15 protein-coding genes are annotated in these 16,004 nt (G+C 74.2%); 10 read left to right on the forward strand and 5 right to left on the reverse strand.

From position 1 onward, the window contains the following. Positions 1-17 precede the first annotated feature (17 nt). On the forward strand, positions 18-2,159 hold the full coding sequence (locus tag ABZ807_RS14940) for a hypothetical protein (protein ID WP_357156923.1): 2,142 nt from the start codon (positions 18-20) through the stop codon (positions 2,157-2,159). Positions 2,160-2,221: 62 nt separating this feature from the next. Next, entirely contained in the window at positions 2,222-2,761 is a 540-nt protein-coding gene (locus ABZ807_RS14945; protein WP_357156926.1) for a hypothetical protein, read from the forward strand. A 49-nt stretch (positions 2,762-2,810) separates the two neighbouring features. Here the strand turns inward: ABZ807_RS14945 and ABZ807_RS14950 are convergent, their stop codons facing one another. Then, complete coding sequence (locus tag ABZ807_RS14950; protein ID WP_357156929.1) at positions 2,811-3,431, reverse strand: L-threonylcarbamoyladenylate synthase; 621 nt, start codon at positions 3,429-3,431, stop codon at positions 2,811-2,813. A gap of 137 nt (positions 3,432-3,568) precedes the next feature. On the opposite strand from ABZ807_RS14950, the gene ABZ807_RS14955 reads away from it, so the two are divergent. Further along, positions 3,569-4,540 (forward strand): DNA primase small subunit domain-containing protein, encoded by a 972-nt coding sequence (locus ABZ807_RS14955; RefSeq protein WP_357156932.1) that lies wholly within the window; start codon positions 3,569-3,571, stop codon positions 4,538-4,540. A gap of 4 nt (positions 4,541-4,544) precedes the next feature. On the opposite strand, the gene ABZ807_RS14960 is transcribed toward ABZ807_RS14955, so the two are convergent. Further along, the gene (locus ABZ807_RS14960; protein WP_357156935.1) at positions 4,545-5,051 is read right to left on the reverse strand and encodes an Lrp/AsnC family transcriptional regulator; all 507 of its coding nucleotides are present in this window, start codon (positions 5,049-5,051) and stop codon (positions 4,545-4,547) included. Between the two features lie 72 nt (positions 5,052-5,123). On the opposite strand from ABZ807_RS14960, the gene pdhA reads away from it, so the two are divergent. From pdhA to ABZ807_RS14985, 5 genes are all read left to right on the forward strand, one after another. Continuing rightward, a complete protein-coding gene (gene pdhA, locus ABZ807_RS14965) occupies positions 5,124-6,329 on the forward strand; it encodes a pyruvate dehydrogenase (acetyl-transferring) E1 component subunit alpha (RefSeq protein ID WP_357157379.1) in 1,206 nt (401 codons plus the stop codon). Beyond that, positions 6,329-7,345 carry an alpha-ketoacid dehydrogenase subunit beta gene (locus ABZ807_RS14970; RefSeq protein WP_357156938.1) on the forward strand — a complete coding sequence of 339 codons (1,017 nt, stop codon included), beginning with the start codon at positions 6,329-6,331 and terminating at the stop codon, positions 7,343-7,345. The genes pdhA and ABZ807_RS14970 overlap by 1 nt, the downstream gene beginning before the upstream one ends. Then, positions 7,342-8,784 carry a dihydrolipoamide acetyltransferase family protein gene (locus ABZ807_RS14975; protein WP_357156941.1) on the forward strand — a complete coding sequence of 481 codons (1,443 nt, stop codon included), beginning with the start codon at positions 7,342-7,344 and terminating at the stop codon, positions 8,782-8,784. The genes ABZ807_RS14970 and ABZ807_RS14975 overlap by 4 nt, the downstream gene beginning before the upstream one ends. 168 nt (positions 8,785-8,952) lie before the next feature. Then, entirely contained in the window at positions 8,953-10,632 is a 1,680-nt protein-coding gene (locus ABZ807_RS14980) for a right-handed parallel beta-helix repeat-containing protein (protein WP_357156944.1), read from the forward strand. Between the two features lie 195 nt (positions 10,633-10,827). Next, positions 10,828-12,093: an Ig-like domain-containing protein gene (locus ABZ807_RS14985; RefSeq protein ID WP_357157382.1), complete on the forward strand. Its 1,266-nt coding sequence runs from the start codon at positions 10,828-10,830 to the stop codon at positions 12,091-12,093. A gap of 177 nt (positions 12,094-12,270) precedes the next feature. Here ABZ807_RS14985 and ABZ807_RS14990 read toward each other — a convergent pair whose 3' ends face one another. Next, complete coding sequence (locus ABZ807_RS14990) at positions 12,271-13,296, reverse strand: SMP-30/gluconolactonase/LRE family protein (RefSeq protein WP_357156947.1); 1,026 nt, start codon at positions 13,294-13,296, stop codon at positions 12,271-12,273. Positions 13,297-13,470: 174 nt separating this feature from the next. Here ABZ807_RS14990 and ABZ807_RS14995 point away from each other — a divergent pair, with 174 nt between their 5' ends. Further along, on the forward strand, positions 13,471-13,839 hold the full coding sequence (locus ABZ807_RS14995; RefSeq protein ID WP_357156950.1) for an STAS domain-containing protein: 369 nt from the start codon (positions 13,471-13,473) through the stop codon (positions 13,837-13,839). Positions 13,840-13,881: 42 nt separating this feature from the next. On the opposite strand, the gene ABZ807_RS15000 is transcribed toward ABZ807_RS14995, so the two are convergent. Further along, on the reverse strand, positions 13,882-14,259 hold the full coding sequence (locus ABZ807_RS15000; protein WP_357157385.1) for an FKBP-type peptidyl-prolyl cis-trans isomerase: 378 nt from the start codon (positions 14,257-14,259) through the stop codon (positions 13,882-13,884). 176 nt (positions 14,260-14,435) lie between these two features. Beyond that, complete coding sequence (locus ABZ807_RS15005; RefSeq protein ID WP_357156953.1) at positions 14,436-14,987, reverse strand: hypothetical protein; 552 nt, start codon at positions 14,985-14,987, stop codon at positions 14,436-14,438. A gap of 234 nt (positions 14,988-15,221) precedes the next feature. Here ABZ807_RS15005 and ABZ807_RS15010 point away from each other — a divergent pair, with 234 nt between their 5' ends. Next, the gene (locus ABZ807_RS15010; RefSeq protein WP_357156956.1) at positions 15,222-15,920 is read left to right on the forward strand and encodes a CBS domain-containing protein; all 699 of its coding nucleotides are present in this window, start codon (positions 15,222-15,224) and stop codon (positions 15,918-15,920) included. The last annotated feature ends 84 nt before the right edge of the window (positions 15,921-16,004 follow it).

Here is a 16,004-nt window from a genome sequence, read left to right on the forward strand (position 1 = left end):
GACCCGGAGGAGCAGCCGTGACCCGTACCGACCTGCTGGCGCTCACCCCGGAGGTGCTCGCCACCCTCACCAACCGGGGCCTGGTCAAACGGGCCGGCAAGGCGGTGGACGGCGGCGAGTCGCCCGCCCTCACCACCGCCGGGGACGGCACCGTCCACGCCACCCACCCCGACGGTGTGCGCAGCAGCCTGCCGGCGGCCGGGGGACTGGGCGCGGGCAGTTGCTCGTGTGGGGCGGCGGGCATCTGCCGGCACCTGCTGGTCCTCGTCCTGGCCTACCAGCGACAGCACGGTGCGACCACCGTGCCGGCGGGCGTCACCGGCACACCGCCCGGCGCGACCGCCTCGGCCCCCGACGCGCCGGTAGGAGCAGCCGGTGCGGCCGACGTGGGCTCGCCGCCGAAAGTCGGGCCAGACGGCGGAGCGGTTGCGGCTCCCGCCCCGCGTGAAGCCGGCCAGCCGGCCGGCCCCACCTCGGCGGTCGCGTCGGCGGGACCGGCCGGGGTCGAGATGTGGTCGCCCGGTGACGTCACCGACGAGGCGCTCGCCGAGGCCGTCGGCGCCGCCGCGCTGGCCGTCGCCCGCCGACTGCGCCGGCGCGGCTACACCGCCCTGGTCCGCCGGCCCACGGCCGCCGACCCGGTGCCGCAGGTGGAGCTGCCATCGGGCACGGTCCGGTTCCTGGTGCCGCATCAGATCGCCTTCGCGCACGCCGACGCGGCCGACGGCGGCGCAGCGGCGGTCGCGCTGGCCGTGTGGGCGTACCGGGTGGCCGACCGGGAGCAGCCGGGCCGGCGGGAGGCCCAGGTGAGGGTCGGCGGCACGTCCGAGGTCGACCACGCGGTACTGGACCGGGCGGTCGCGTTGGCCGGCGAGGTGCTGCTGGCCGGGGCGGTGCACACCGGCGCCGGGGCGGCCGTCGGCGTCGCCGCCGCCCGCCGCGACCTGGACGCCGCCGGGCTGCGTTGGCCGCTGCTCGCCCTGGATGAGTTGGCCGCGCAGCTCGACGCGTACGCCGGCCGTAGCGCCCGCTACCGGCCGGAGGTGCTCGCCGAGGTCCTCGCGGAGCTGCCCGCCCGCCGACGTGCGGTGGTGAACCGGGGCGCCAGCCCGATGCAGCGGGTGCTCGGCACCGACGAGCCCGCCGAGACGCCGCTGCGCCGGCTGCGGCTGATCGGCATCGGCGCGCGGGTCCGGGAGCTGGCCGGCGAGGTGACCGCGCAGGTCTTCCTCGCCCATCCAGCCGGCGCGGGCGTGCTGGTGCTGCGGCAGGACTGGCTGCTGGTCGAGGGGGAGAGCCTCACCGGGTACACGATCGCCGGCCGGCGGGCCGGCGGCAGCACGATCGGGGCGCTCGCCGCCGGCAACGTGGTCACCGAGTCCGCCGTGCGCAGCGCTTCCCGCCGGATCCGGTTCGCCGCCGGGCGGATCGCCCGTACGACTGTCTCGCCCGGCGGCGGCTCATGGGCCGACCTGCCGCCGGGGCTGCTGGTCCGGGACCTGGACGCGCTGGCCGCCGCCCTGGTGGAGCTGCCACCCCGGGTGCTGCGACCGCGTACCGACGCCGAGTCGGTGCGGGTGGTGGAGATCGCCGAGGTGCCCTCCGTCGGGTATGCCGCCGGTGAGCAGCGCCTCGACGCCGTGGTGGCCGACCCGTCCGGTGGCGTCGCCACCGTCTCGGCGGTGCACCGGTCGGTCTGTCCGGGTGCCCTGGACAGTCTCGCCGCCGTCCTCGCCGGAACCCACGGCTCGCCACGGTACGTCAGCGGCACCGTCCGGCGCGGCGCCGGTGGGCTGGTGATCGAGCCCCTCGCGGTGGTGGCCGACCGGACGGTGGTCGTACCCGATCTGGCGGGTGGGAGCGGCGACGGCGCGCTGGCCGGCGCGGCGGCGGACCCGCCGGACGCGGTCGACGCCGCGCTGCGCGCGGGGCTGGGCCTGCTCGCCCAGGCCGCCCACGGCGGGCTGCGGCATCTGCCGACCGGGTTCGCCGACCGGCTCCGGGCGGCCGGGGCGACCCTCGGCGGTGTCGGTCTGGACCGGTGCGGGGCGGCGCTCGGGTCGTTCGCCGCCACCCTCGGCCCGGCGCCCGGGCAGGAGGCGGTCCGGGCCTGGGTGGACGCCCAGATCCGGCTGCTGGCCACCGCCGAGTGCCGGTGAGTCTGGACCCGGGCGGCGAACGCGGTGTGCCGAGGCGGACGGGTGGCCGATACCCTGCGGCGATGGACGGCGCGCAGGACGGCGGAGAGCTGGCGGCGTCGCTCGGGCGCGCGCTCGCCCGGCTCGCCTTCGTCGAGCTGACCACCGACGCGGTGACGGCGCTGGTCATCGACGCCGTGGTCGCGTGGGCGAGCGAGCAGGGTTGGCGGGTCTACCGTCGGGCGCCGAGCGTGGTGTTGTTGCCGCCGCCCCTGTCGCACCAGCGGTCCGTGCTCGACGTGGCGTGTGCCAGGCCGGACGGGCCGCCCGTCGTCATCGAGGTCGATCACACCGATCGGCGTCGTACCTGGGACAAGCTGGCGGCGGAGGCCGAGGCCGGCCGGGTCGCGGTGTGGGTGCGCTGGGGGCCGGGCCGTTTCGGGGCACCGCCGCCGCCGATCCGTGTGGTGACGTGCGAGGTGGCCCGCCGCAACGGACCGGGCGGCCGTCTGCACACCCGCGCTCTGGACAGCTACCGGCCGCCACCGCAGCACTCGGCGTACGGTGCCGACAGCACCGCGGTGCGCCTGCCGTTGCCGTCGCTGGACGCCGAGACGTCCTGAGTCACCTGTCGCCGCGCTCCAGGACACGCCGTGGCCGGCGGTGGTCGCCCTACTCGAAGGGGGCCGGGTCTCCGGCGCCTCGCCGGACGACCTCCGGTTCGCCCTGCGAAAAGTCGATCACCGTGGTGGGCAGGGTGCCGCACTCGCCGGAGTCGAGCACCGCGTCGACCGCGTGGTCGAGCCGTTCCTTGATCTCCCAGCCCTGCGTCATCGGTTCGGCCTCGTCGGGCAGGAGCAGGGTGCTCGACACCAGCGGCTCGCCCAGTTCGGTCAGCAACGCCTGCACCACGGTGTGGTCGGGGATGCGGACCCCCACGGTCTTCTTCTTCGGGTGCAGCAGCCGGCGCGGCACCTCCTTCGTCGCCGGCAGGATGAAGGTGTAGCTGCCAGGGGTCGCCGCCTTCAGCGACCGGAACAGGGCGTTGTTGATCTGGACGAACTGGCCGAGCTGCGCGAAGTCCCGGCATACCAGGGTGAAGTGGTGCCGGCTGTCGAGCTGGCGGATCTCCCTGATCCGTTCGATGCCGTCCCGGTTGCCCATCCGGCAGCCGAGGGCGAAGCATGAGTCCGTCGGGTAGGCGATCAGCCCGTCGGAGCGGACGAGGTCGGCCACGCGGCTGATCGTCCGCGGTTGCGGGTTCTCCGGATGCACGTCGAGGTACGTCGCCATGCCCGCAGCCTAGGCCGAGCCCGGCCTGCGGCGTCGTGCCGGGCGGTGGACGAGTCGGGATCGATGCTCGGCCGGTCACCGCGGACTCCCGGTGAGCCGGGGCGCGGGAGTCGGTCGGTGCCGTTACCGTGTGAGGCGTGGCGACGGCGGCGGAGGAGATCCAGGTCGGGGAGCGGGTGGTCCGGGTCTCCAGCCCGGACAAGCCCTACTTCCCGGAGCGGGCCCTGACCAAGCTGGACGTGGTGCGCTACTTCCTCGCCGTCGGCGACGGCATCCTGCGCGCCCTGCGGGACCGACCGACCATGCTGGAACGCTGGCCGCGCGGCGTCTTCGAGGGCGCGAAGATCGGCACCCGGCAGGACAACCGCGGTGACGCCTTCTACCAGAAGCGGCTGCCCGCCGGCGCCCCCGACTGGGTCCGCACCGCGCACATCACCTTCCCGAGCGGGCGGACCGCCGACGAGGTCGCGCCGAGCGAGCTGGCCGTGGTCATCTGGGCGGCCAACCTGGGGACGCTGCGTTTCCACCCCTGGCCGGTCTCCGCGGCGGACGTGGAACGCCCCGACCAGCTCCGCATCGACCTCGACCCGATGCCGGGCGTCGGGTTCGACCAGGTGGTGCCGGTGGCGCGCGAGGTCCACGCCTTCCTCGACGAGCTGGGGCTGGTCGGCTGCCCGAAGACCACCGGCGGGCGGGGTCTGCACATCTACCTGTCGATCGAGCCGAGGTGGAGTTTCGGCGAGTGCCGGCGCGCGGTGCTGGCGCTGGGCCGGGAGATGCAGCGCCGCCGTCCCGACCTGGTCACCACCACCTGGTGGCGCGAGCAGCGGGACCGGCCGGTCTTCGTCGACTACAACCAGATGGCCCGCGACCACACCATGACCTCGGCGTACTCCATCCGGCCCACCCCGGCGGCGCTGGTGTCCGCGCCGCTGGACTGGTCGGAGCTGGACGACGCCCGGCCCGAGGACTTCGACGTGGTGAGCATGCCGGCCCGGTTCGCCGGGCGGGGCGACCCGCACGCCGGCCTGGACGAGCGGCGCTTCTCCCTGGAACCGCTGCTGGAGCTGGCCGACCGGGAGGGGCTGGCGGCCCCGCCGGAACGCTGAGGGGTCACCGCCAGGGGGTCTGCGCGCCGGCGAACTCCTCGAAGACCAGCCAGCTGCGGGTGGCGAGCACACCAGCGATGCCCTGCACCCGGTCCAGCACCACGTCCCGCAGGGTGGCGTTGTCCGGTGCCCGGACCAGGGCGAGTACGTCGTGCTCGCCGCTGAGCAGCGCGACGTGTTCGACGTAGCGCACCCGGGCCAGTTCCGCCGACACCTCCCGCCAGGTGTTCTGCTGGATGGTCAGCGCGATGTACGCCGAGGTGCCCAGCCCGGCCGGTTCCGGCGCCACCTGCGCCCGGAACCCGGTGATCACCCCGTCGCGCAGCAGCCGCTCCACCCGGGCGTACGCGTTGGTGCGTGAGACGTGCACGCGTTCTGCCAGCGTACGGATGGAGAGCCGGCCGTCGCGGACCAGTTCGTCGAGGATCCGCCGGTCCACCTCGTCCAGCGGGCCGGCCGAACGTCCCGTCCCGCCTGCCGCGCCCGGCCCCGGGCTGGTCTCCTGGCTCACGTCAGCCCCCTCGGGATGCCATTCATCCCACGTTCATCGCGCATCTTGAGTCAATCATCCGACAGCAGGAGCATAAGGCCACCACACGTCCAGGAGGTCCCCGCCGTGACGACCACACCCCAGGCGGTCCGCAGGGCATCCCCGCGCACCCGCCGGCCGGCCACCCCGGCCGCGCCCGACCCGTCCGCTGGCCTGCTCCCGCAGCCGGCGCCGGTCCGACTGCTCGACCCGGACGGCAGCCCGCTGCCAGCCCGGGCCGACTATCCCGAGCCGCCCGTCGAGGCGCTGCGCGAGATGTACCGCCGGATGGTGGTCGGTCGCCGCTTCGACACCCAGGCCACCGCGCTGACCAAGCAGGGCCGGCTCGCCGTCTACCCGTCCTCCCGGGGCCAGGAGGCCTGCCAGGTCGGCGCCATCCTCGCCGTGCGCGACACCGACTGGGTCTTCCCCACCTACCGCGAGTCGATGGCGCTGGTCAGCCGCGGCATCGACCCGGTCGAGGTGCTCACCCTGCTGCGCGGCGACTGGCACTGCGGGTACGACCCGGCGCAGCGGCACACCGCGCCGCAGTGCACCCCCCTCGCGACCCAGTGCGTGCACGCCGCCGGGCTGGCCTACGGCGAGTCGTACCAGGGCCGGGACACCGTGGCGCTGGCCTTCATCGGCGACGGCGCCACCAGCGAGGGTGACTTCCACGAGGGGGTCAACTTCGCCGCCGTGTTCAAGGCCCCGGTCGTCTACTTCGTGCAGAACAACAAGTACGCCATCAGCGTGCCGCTGTCCCGGCAGACCGCCGCGCCGGCCCTGTCGTACAAGGGTGTCGGCTACGGCGTGCCCAGCGAGCAGGTCGACGGCAACGACCCGGTGGCGGTGCTGGCGGTGCTCACCCGCGCCGTGGCGCACGCCCGCGCCGGTCACGGCCCCTTCCTGGTCGAGGCGCACACCTACCGGATGGAGCCGCACACCAACGCCGACGACGCCACCCGGTACCGCGACGCCGACGAGGTCGAGGCCTGGCGCGACCGCGACCCGGTCGCCCGGCTGGACGCGTACCTGCGGGCCCGCGGGGTGCTCGACGACGCCGCGGTCGCGGCGATCGCCGAGGAGGCCGAGGCGTACGCCGCCGACCTGCGTGACCGGATGAACACCCAGCCCACGGTCGACCCGCTCAGCCTCTTCGACCACGTCTACGCCGAGCCGACCCCGCAGCTGGTCGAGCAGCGCGAGCAGGTCCGCGCCGAGCTGGCCGCCGCCCGGGACGAGGAAGGGGACGCCTGATGGCCACCATGACCATGGCGAAGGCGCTCAACGCCGCGCTCGCTGACGCGCTGCTGGACGACGAGCGGGTGATCGTCTTCGGCGAGGACGTCGGGCAGCTCGGCGGTGTCTTCCGGATCACCGACGGGCTCCAGGCCCGCTTCGGCGACAAGCGCTGTTTCGACACCCCGCTGGCCGAGGCCGGCATCGTCGGCTTCGCCGTCGGGCTGGCCATGTCCGGGCTGCGCCCGGTGGTGGAAATGCAGTTCGACGCGTTCGCGTACCCGGCGTTCGAGCAGATCGCCTCGCACGTGGCGAAGCTGCGCAACCGGACCCGCGGGGCGCTGAGCGTGCCGATCGTGATCCGGGTGCCGTACGCCGGCGGCATCGGCGGGGTCGAGCACCACTGCGACTCGTCCGAGGCGTACTACGCGCACACCCCGGGCCTGAAGGTGGTCACCCCGGCCACCGTCGAGGACGCGTACTCGCTGCTGCGCCAGGCGATCGACGACCCGGACCCGGTCGTGTTCATGGAGCCGAAGAAGCTCTACTTCTCCAGCGCCGAGGCGGAGCTGCCGGCGACCACGGCGCCCTTCGGCCGCGCGGTCGTGCGCCGGGCCGGCACCGACGCCACCCTGGTCGCCTACGGCCCGGCGGTGCCGGTCGCGCTGGAGGCCGCCGAGGCCGCCCGCGAGGAGGGCTGGGACCTGGAGGTCGTGGACGTGCGCACCATCGTGCCGTTCGACGACGAGACGGTCACCGCCTCGGTGCGCCGGACCGGCCGGTGCGTGGTGATCCAGGAGGCGCAGGGCTTCGCCGGCGTCGGCGCGGAGATCGCTGCCCGGGTGCAAGAGCGCTGCTTCCACGCCCTGCACGCCCCGGTGCTGCGGGTGTCCGGGCTCGACATCCCGTACCCGGCGCCGATGCTGGAGCACACCCACCTGCCCTCGGTGGACCGGGTGCTGGACACGGTGGCCCGCCTGCAGTGGGACGACCAGCCCGACGCGCGCTGGCTGCCCCAGGGGAGCGCCGCATGACCACCATCGAGCGGACGCAGGTCTTCCTCCTGCCCGATCTGGGCGAGGGGCTGAGCGAGGCCGAGATCGTCGAGTGGCGGGTCGCGGTCGGCGACGTGGTCACGGTGGACCAGAGCGTGGTCGAGGTGGAGACCGCCAAGGCGGTCGTCGACGTGCCCTGCCCGTACGCGGGCCGGGTGGTGGCCCTGCACGGCGCGGCGGGTGAGGTCCGCCCGGTCGGCCAGCCCCTGATCACCATCGCGCCGCTGGACGGCGGCGGCGAGCCGGCCGGGCACGCCACCTACCGCGAGGAGGAGCGGGCCGGCTCCGGCAACGTGCTGATCGGGTACGGCACCGGGCACGCCGGCTCCGGTCGGCGCCGGCGCCGACCCCGGCTGGCGCCGGCCCCCGAGCCCATCGCCGCCGTGCCGGTGCCGGCCGGGAGGCCCAGCGGGACCGCCGTGCCGAGCGGGGGCGCCGAACCGGTCCCGGCCGCCGGGAGCGCCCCGGCTGGCGGTGCCGCGACCGGCGGAAGCGCGCAAACGTCGACCGGCCCGTCCGCCCGGGCGGCCGCCCTGGTCATCTCGCCGATCGTGCGGCGGCTGGCGAGGGAACGTGGCGTGGACCTGGCGTCGCTGCACGGCACCGGGCCCGGCGGGGTGATCCGCCGGGCCGACGTCGAGGCGGCCGTGGCCGCGCCGGCCACCCGGCTCGCGGCGGTGCCGGACCAGCCGGCCGCGCACGTCGGGCTCGCCCCGGCCGGCGGGCAGGACGTGGTCATCCCGCTCACCGGCATCCGCAAGGTGATCGCCGACAAGCTCTCCCGGAGCCGCCGGGAGATCCCGGAGGTGACCATCTGGGTGGACGTGGACGCCACCGGGCTGCTGGAGACGCGGGCGGCCATCAACGCCGCCACCCCCGACGCGCCGGTGAGCATCCTGGCCCTGCTGGCCCGGATCTGCCTCAGCGGGCTGCGACGGTTCCCGCAGCTCAACGCGCACGTCGACACCGAGGGTCAGCGGATCGTCCAGTCGGCCGGGGTGCACCTGGGCATCGCCGCGCAGACCGACCGGGGCCTGGTCGTCCCGGTGCTGCGCGACGCCCAGCGGCTCACCACCCGGGAGTTGGCCGCCGGGCTGGCGGAGACCACCGCCGCGGCCCGGGCCGGCACGCTGCCGCCGGCCCGGCTGACCGGCGGGACGTTCACCCTCAACAACTACGGGGTGTTCGGGGTGGACGGCTCGACCCCGATCATCAACCACCCGGAGGCGGCCCTGCTCGGGGTGGGCCGGATCGTGGACAAGCCCTGGGTGGTCGACGGGCAGCTCGCGGTGCGCAAGGTGACCCAGCTCAGCCTCACCTTCGACCACCGGGTCTGCGACGGTGGCGTGGCGGGCGGCTTCCTGCGGCACGTCGCCGACTGCGTCGAGCAGCCGGCCCTGCTGGTCGCCAACGTCTGAGCGTCAGGGCGGAGCCGGCCGGGATGGCCGGCTCCGCCGCTCGACGGCGCGGTGTCCGGTTCGTCCGTCCGCCGGCGCGGGTGCCACGGGTGCGCGGGGCGGCGTTTTCCGGTCGGTTGGCCGGGAAAACGGCGGCGGGGACCGACCGGACCGCCGAGAGGAGCACCCGTGCCGTACGAGGTTCTGCCCGCCAGCGTGCGGTACCGTCGCCCGTCCGTCGCCGGTGCGCCGCTGTGGTGCGACGCCCATCAATACGGGCTGACCGGCGACGGGGTGACCAACGACCAGCCGGCGCTGGCCGCCCTGGTGGACCGCCTCGGCGACGGGTGCGCCGCCGACGGGCGGGCCCGGGTGATCTACTGCCCGCCCGGGATCTACTCCATCCGCGACGCCGGCACGGTCTGGCGCAGCGGGGTGTCGCTGGTCGGGGCGGGACCGGCCGCGACCCGGTTCACGTTGAGCAACGAGGGCAACCGGGCCGACCCGACGCCGTTGGCCTTCTGGACCACCCTGCAGCACGGCGCCGACCGGGACCGGCACGTCGCCGACTGCACCTTCGCCGACTTCGAGATCGACGGTTCCGGCGTGGCCATGGCCGAGTACAGCTACCTGGCCAAGGGGCTCGGCCTCCAGTACGTGGTGCGCGGGGTGTTCCGCAACCTCTACATCCACCACACCGCGGCGAGCGGGCTCGGGTGCGACTTCCTGCAGGACAGCGTCATCGACGGCGTGGTGGTGGTCGGCTGCGGCCGGCTGGACAACGGCGAGGAGATGGGCGGTGCCGGCATTGGCGTCGGCGTCGGCGGCTGGGGCGCCGTGGAGCGGCTCACCATCGCCAACTGCACCGCCCTCGGCAACGGCACCAACGGCATCTTCCTGGAGCTGCAGAAGGACCACTGGGCGCTGCCGCGCGGCTACCGGATCATCGGCTGCCACAGTCATGGCAACCGGTTCGGCATCTCCGACTGGGGCGCCGACGGGTTGATCGTCACCGGCTGCACGATGACCGGCAATCTGGAGGCCGGCTTCGACGTCTCGGCGAACGGCACCGCGGGGGTGGCCGGCCGGGGCGGGCTGCTGACCGACTGCGTGATTGACGGCAACGTCCGCGACGGGATCAGCATGGGCAACACCCCCGGCCCGTACACGGTGCGGGGCAACCGGGTCAGCGGCAACGGCGCCTACGGCTACCACGAGCACAACCTCGGCCGGGGCTACCAGGACCCGGCGATGGACGTGGTGATCGAGAGCAACGAGTTCTGGGGCAACGGCCTGGACGCGATCCGCATCGACCGCCCGATGACCGACGCGATGCTGCTCAACAACCGGGTCCGCAACAACGGGCGGCAGTGCGGCCAGGCGTCCGCCGGTGGCGGCGACACGGTCCGGTACAGCGAGAGGTCGCTGGTGGACCGGTCGGCGAACTGGCCGCCGGACGGGCACCGGGGCAAGGTGCTGCGGGTCGGCGAGCGGGTGGCCGCGGTCGCCGCGAACACCGCCACCGAGCTCACCCTCGCCCCGGTACGCCCCGACTCCTACAGCGCCTGGAGCGGCGACACCCCGCTGCCCGGGACGCGGTACGAGCTGCCCGACGCGCCGCGCACCCGGGCCGGGATCACGATCAACGCGCCCTTCGACTCGGCGACGATCCGGGGCAACCGGGTCTGGGACAACCACCACCAGCGCACCCAGACCCACGGGCTGTGGATCACCGAGCGGGGCAGCTGTGTGGCCTGCCGGGTCGAGGACAACGACCTCGCCGGCAACGGCGACGGCCCCACCCGGTTGGACACTCCGCCGGTCGGCGGCCGGTGGGACCGTAACCACGGCGACCAGGACTGGGACTGAAGGTCGGAGTCGGCACGTCGGGGACGGGGACCACCCAGGGCCACCCGATCCGGGACGGCCGGGCCGGTGAATCGCGGTCGAGCACATCGGCGACCAAAAGCCCATCCGTTTCTGAGCATTTCCCGCGAAAGTGCGGCGCGGCCGGAGAAGCGCCGTACAGAATGTGGCCAAGGGGAATGGAAACGGGGGGTGAATATGGATGTGAGGCGGCGATTGACGCTATTGGCGGTGACCATCGCAGCCACACCGCTGATCCTCGGCGGATGCACGGCGGACCGGAAGCCGGGGGCGGCGGGAGGAGCCGCGGGGCCAGCCGTCACGGTGACTCCCGCCGAGGGGACGAAGGACGTCCCGGTCAGCGCGGAGGTCGGCACCAGCGTGACCGGTGGGAAGGTCACCGGGGTCAAGCTCACCGACGACAAGGGGAAACAGGTCGCGGGGGAGCCCCGGGAGGACGGGTCGAGCTGGGTGCCGAGCACTCCGTTGGAGAAGGGCCGGACCTACACCGCGGAGGTGACCGCGTCTGGCGACAAGGGACGGACGGCGGTCCGACGGACGACGTTCGTCACGGCGGCGAAATCGACCAAACAGGCGATCACCAGCACCCTCTATTTCACCGGTAATCAGACGTACGGCACGGCCATGCCGGTGACCGTCGCATTCGAGCCGGGAATTCCGAAAGAGGCCAGGGCGGACGTGCAACGGCGATTGTTCGTGAAGACCGACCCGCCGCAGCCGGGCGCCTGGTCGTGGCTGGAGGACGGCACCCAGGTCTACTACCGGGCGCCGGACTTCTGGAAGCCGGGCACGAATATCAGCGTCCGGGCCGGGCTGGAGGGGCTGCCGATCGGCAAGCAGTACGTCGGGGACGACGACCGCAGGGCGGCGTCGAAGATCGGTCGGCAGGTCGCCCTGGACATCGACAACGCCACCAAGCAGATCTCGGTGTTCCAGGACGGCAAGCTGCTCCGCAAGATCCCGGTGAGCCTCGGCAAGGAGAGCACGCCGAGTTCCAGCGGCAAGATGGTGATCATGGAGAAGTTCCAGCAGACGACCTTCGACACCCGGGGTGCGCCGGACGGCGGCTACGTGGTCGACGTCGAGGACGCGCAGCGGCTCACCTGGGGCGGCGAGTTCATCCACGCCGCACCGTGGTCGGAGGGGGACCAGGGCTACACCAACGTCTCGCACGGCTGCGCGAACGTCTCCAACACCGCGGCCGACTGGCTGATGGGGATCACCCAGGTCGGTGACCTGGTCACGGTGAAGGGCACCGAGGTGCCGCTGCAGGCCGGCAACGGCTGGACGGCCTGGAACACCGGCTGGGACGAGTTCGTCAAGGGCAGCGCGCTGCCGGTGCCGCCCGGACTGAAGCCGGCGCCGGTCATGAGCCCGCCGCATCCGGGCGCGGTGGCCGGGGGCTCGTCGCCCGCGCCCGCGCCGTCCGTCAGCGGCGGCTGAGACCAGGGGAGGAACGACCGGGGGTACGACCGGTCCGCCATCCGGCGGGCCGGTCGTGCTGTGCTCCTGTGGCGGGTACCCGTCGACCACTGCGGCGCCCCTGCCGGGGTGGCTGCCCGGGACGCCGTGGCCTGTCCGCCGCGCCCGGCCACGGCCGGCGGGACCGGTGCCCGGAGGTCAGGTCAGGTCGACGCGCGCCACGGCGGTGCCGACCAGGCTGCCCAGCCAGAGCCGGTCGCCGTGCTGCCGGACCCCGGTGATCATCCAGTAGGCGCCATCGGGGCCGTGCAGGGTCCGCAGCACCGTCCCCTCGCCGTCGACGAGGGCGACCAGCCCGTACTTCTGCGGCTGCGGTCGTACCGCGTCGGGCAGCAGCGCCACCAACTGGCGCAGCCGGGGATGCGGCAGCAGCCGCTCGACGACCGGCAGTCGGGGGCTGGGCAACGCGATCCAGTACGTCCCGTCGCCGACCGCGGCCAGGTTGTCCGGGTACGCGGGCAGGTCGGTGAGCACGGTGACCGCCCCGTCGGGCAGGGCCACCCGCACCAGCCGGTGGGTGCTGGTCTCCACCAGCATCAGCGCCGACTCGTCCGGGGTCAGCGCGATCCCGTTGGGGAAGTAGAGCCCGTCGGTCACCACCTCGGTCCGCCCGGAGCGCGGGTCGTACGCCAGCACCCGCCCGTTGGGGCGGTGTTCGAGCAGGTCGTGCTTCCAGTGCGAGAGCGGGTAGCGGTCCGACGAGTCGGTGAAGTACACGGTGCCGTCGCGGGCCACCGTGGCGTTGTCGGCCAGGTGCACCGGCGGCGCGGTACCGGTCAGCTCGCGCACCCCGCCGTCGGGGGTGACCCGCAGCAACCCCCGGTACGCGTCGCAGACCACCAGGCTGCCGTCCCGCGGGTCCAGTTCGATGCCGAGCGGTCGTCCGCCGGTCTCGGCGAGCAGCCGGGGGGCCGTGCCGGCGGGCGCGTCGGCGGGCCACCACCAGAGCCGGCCGTCCTCGTCGCCGCTGACGACCCGACCGTCCGGGTCGATCAGCACGTCCTCGGGCCCGTGCGCCCCCGGCGGCAGGGGCAGCAGCTCGATCCGGTCGAGCCGCCGGTCGGTGGCCGCCCAGGCCCCGTCCAGCGGGGGCGGGACGGTGGCCGGCTCGCGGACGGGCCGGATCAGGCGGGGCGGGCGCTGGCGCTGGCGCGGTACGACCATCGGACCATTGTCACCCGCCGATCATCGCCCCGCCCTCCGCGTCCAAGCGTGTCGCAGCGGCTGCACCTCGTCCCTGAGAAGGATGGGGGACTCCCCCGGGGCCGACCCTGGGCCTACCCGGATTCGGTCCGTGGGAGGGCGGAAATGTCGGTGGGCGGGGCTAGATTCGTCCGTATGGGACAGCGGGGTGACCGGCTCCACGTGCAGATCAGCGTGGGTGACGACGTGGTCGGGGTGCGGGTGGTCGGCGAGATCGACGTCGCCTCGGTCGGCGTGTTGCGCGCCGCGCTGTGGGCCGCCCCGGCCCGCCCCGTGCTGCGGGTCGACCTCTCCGGCGTCCGGCTGCTCTCCGCCGCCGGGGTCCGCGCCCTGGCCGCCGCGCACCTGCGGGTCCGGGCCCGCGGTGGCGAGCTGGTGCTGGCCGACCCGGATCCGGTGGTCGCCCGGGTGCTGCGGGTCACCGGCCTGCACCGGGTCATCCCGGTGGTGGAGAGCCTGGCCAGCACGCCCTGCTCTCGCGCTGAGCTGGTCGCCTGCGCCTGAGGCGCGGGGCCGCCGGCACGCCGCCGCCGGCCCCGCGTCCGGTCAGCGGACGCCGAGCAGGTCGACGACGAAGACCAACGTCTCGTTCGGCTTGATGACGCCACCGGCGCCCTGGCTGCCGTAGCCCAGGTGCGGCGGGATGGTCAGCCGGCGACGACCGCCGACCCTCATGCCCACCACGCCCTGGTCCCAGCCGGCGATGACCCGGCCGCCGCCGAGCGGGAAGTCGAACGCCTCGCCCCGATTCCACGAGGCGTCGAACTCGCGCCCCGTGGAGTGGGACACCCCGACGTAGTGGACGCTGGCCAGTTGGCCGGGCCGGGCCTCCGGGCCGTCGCCCACGGTGATGTCCTCGATGACGAGGTCGGCCGGGGGCGCGCCCTCGATCGGGCCGACCTCGGGCTTGGCTGCCTGGGGCATGTTCATCTGCTGATCTCCTGCCGTGCTGGCTCGTCCGTCCGGTCGGTTCCGATCCTGCCGGATCGCGACCCACCGATCCCCGGCAGTCCCGACGACGGCCGGGCGCCGCCGTCGCGGCGGACCCGGACACGCCGGAGGGGCGCCACCGTGGGTGGCGCCCCTCCGGGTCGGTGCGGTCACTTCAGCCAGCCGTACTTCCGGACGATGGGGAGGTTCGCCCAGGCCCGACCGAGGCCGAGGGTGTTGCCCGCGCCAACCAGGGCCAGACCGGCGAGCACCGCGGCGTAGATCAGGTGGTCGTCCAGGAAGAGGTTGTTCGCGGGAGGCAGGACGGCCGTCCACATGAGCACCATCAGCAGCGCACCGGTCGTGGCGGCCAGTCGCATCCCGATGCCGAGCATCAGCGCCACGCCGATCCCCGCCAGACCGGTCATGAACAGCCAGTCGGCCCAGGTCGCGCCGGCGATGTCCTGGTAGATGCCCTTGAACGGGCCGGCCACGCCGAAGGTGAGGAACCCCTTGGTCGGGCTGCCACCGTTGATCCAGGCGTTCTTCGCCTCGGTCGCGTGGCCGAGGCCGAATGCCTTGTCCAGGAACGCCCAGAGGAAGATCCAGCCGAGGGCGATCCGGGTGCCGGCCCAGACGTACCGGGCAGCGCGCTGACGGGGGGTCTCGGCCACCGGAGCGATGGTGGTGGCGGTGGTGGTCCGCTCGATCGTCGCGGTCATGGTGTCCACGTCCCTTCTCTGCCTCGCCCCGCGCTTTCTCGGTGGCACATTCATTCCACCGCCGGGCAGCGGTTGCGGGCAGGGCCGGTCGGGCCGTCCCGGACCGGGACCTTGGACCCCGAACGCAGCCCTCCACGGGGGACCTTCGGCCCCCACCCGACCCGGTCCACCGCCTCTGACCCCCTGGTCGGCGCCGCCATACCGTTCGGTGGAGACCAGCCAAGGAGGTTCGTGATGAGGACGTGGCAGGTGGGCGACGTGATGACCCGGGAAGTCGCGACGGCCGGGGAGGAGACCCCGTACCGCGACATCGTCGACATGCTGATCCGGCGGGGGATCAGCGCGGTGCCGGTGGTGGACGGGTTCCAGCGGGTGCTGGGCGTGGTGTCCGAGGCAGACCTGCTGCACAAGGTGGAACGGGCCGGCAACCCCGACGAGCGGCGGGTCTTCGAGGGCCGGCGCCGGCGGGTCGCGCGGGAGAAGGCCGACGCGCTGGTGGCGAAGGAGCTGATGACCGCCCCGGCGGTCACCACGTACCCGGAGTCGTCGCTGCCGGCAGCGGCCCGGCTGATGGACCGCGAGGTGGTCAAGCGGCTGCCCGTACTCGACGACCTCGGCCGGCTGGTCGGCATCGTGACCCGCAGCGACCTGCTCCGGGTCCACCTGCGCAGCGACGCGGAGATCCGCGAGGACGTCGTGCAGGAGGTGCTGCGGCGGGTGCTCGCCGTGCGGGACGGGCTGGTCACTGTGCAGGTCCGCGACGGTGAGGTGACCCTCGACGGCCGGCTCGACCGGCGCAGCGCCGCCGACCTGGCGGTCCGGCTCGCCGGGCAGGTCAGCGGCGTGGTCCGGGTGGTCGACACCATCGGGTACGACGTGGACGACACGGACCTCGTCGAGCTGCCCCCGGGCCAGGTCACCCCGGTCGCCTGACACTCCGCCCCCAGGGCCCCGTCCCTCCCCCCGGGACGGGGCCCGTCCCCGCCCGGACAGCGCCCCGCCCGGACGGGTGCGTCC

It is taken from the genome of Micromonospora sp. NPDC047548 (genome assembly GCF_040642975.1).
Classification (GTDB): domain Bacteria; phylum Actinomycetota; class Actinomycetes; order Mycobacteriales; family Micromonosporaceae; genus Micromonospora.

Bases quoted from the DNA above. Each gene is read 5' to 3' on its own strand.
- ABZ807_RS14945 (WP_357156926.1), top strand. From the start codon at position 2,222: ATGGACGGCGCGCAGGACGGCGGAGAGCTGGCGGCGTCGCTCGGGCGC.
- ABZ807_RS14950 (WP_357156929.1), bottom strand. From the start codon at position 3,431: ATGGCGACGTACCTCGACGTGCATCCGGAGAACCCGCAACCGCGGACG.
- ABZ807_RS14970 (WP_357156938.1), top strand. From the start codon at position 6,329: ATGGCCACCATGACCATGGCGAAGGCGCTCAACGCCGCGCTCGCTGAC.
- ABZ807_RS14975 (WP_357156941.1), top strand. From the start codon at position 7,342: ATGACCACCATCGAGCGGACGCAGGTCTTCCTCCTGCCCGATCTGGGC.
- ABZ807_RS14985 (WP_357157382.1), top strand. From the start codon at position 10,828: ATGGATGTGAGGCGGCGATTGACGCTATTGGCGGTGACCATCGCAGCC.
- ABZ807_RS14990 (WP_357156947.1), bottom strand. From the start codon at position 13,296: ATGGTCGTACCGCGCCAGCGCCAGCGCCCGCCCCGCCTGATCCGGCCC.
- ABZ807_RS14995 (WP_357156950.1), top strand. From the start codon at position 13,471: ATGGGACAGCGGGGTGACCGGCTCCACGTGCAGATCAGCGTGGGTGAC.
- ABZ807_RS15000 (WP_357157385.1), bottom strand. From the start codon at position 14,259: ATGCCCCAGGCAGCCAAGCCCGAGGTCGGCCCGATCGAGGGCGCGCCC.
- ABZ807_RS15005 (WP_357156953.1), bottom strand. From the start codon at position 14,987: ATGACCGCGACGATCGAGCGGACCACCACCGCCACCACCATCGCTCCG.
- ABZ807_RS15010 (WP_357156956.1), top strand. From the start codon at position 15,222: ATGAGGACGTGGCAGGTGGGCGACGTGATGACCCGGGAAGTCGCGACG.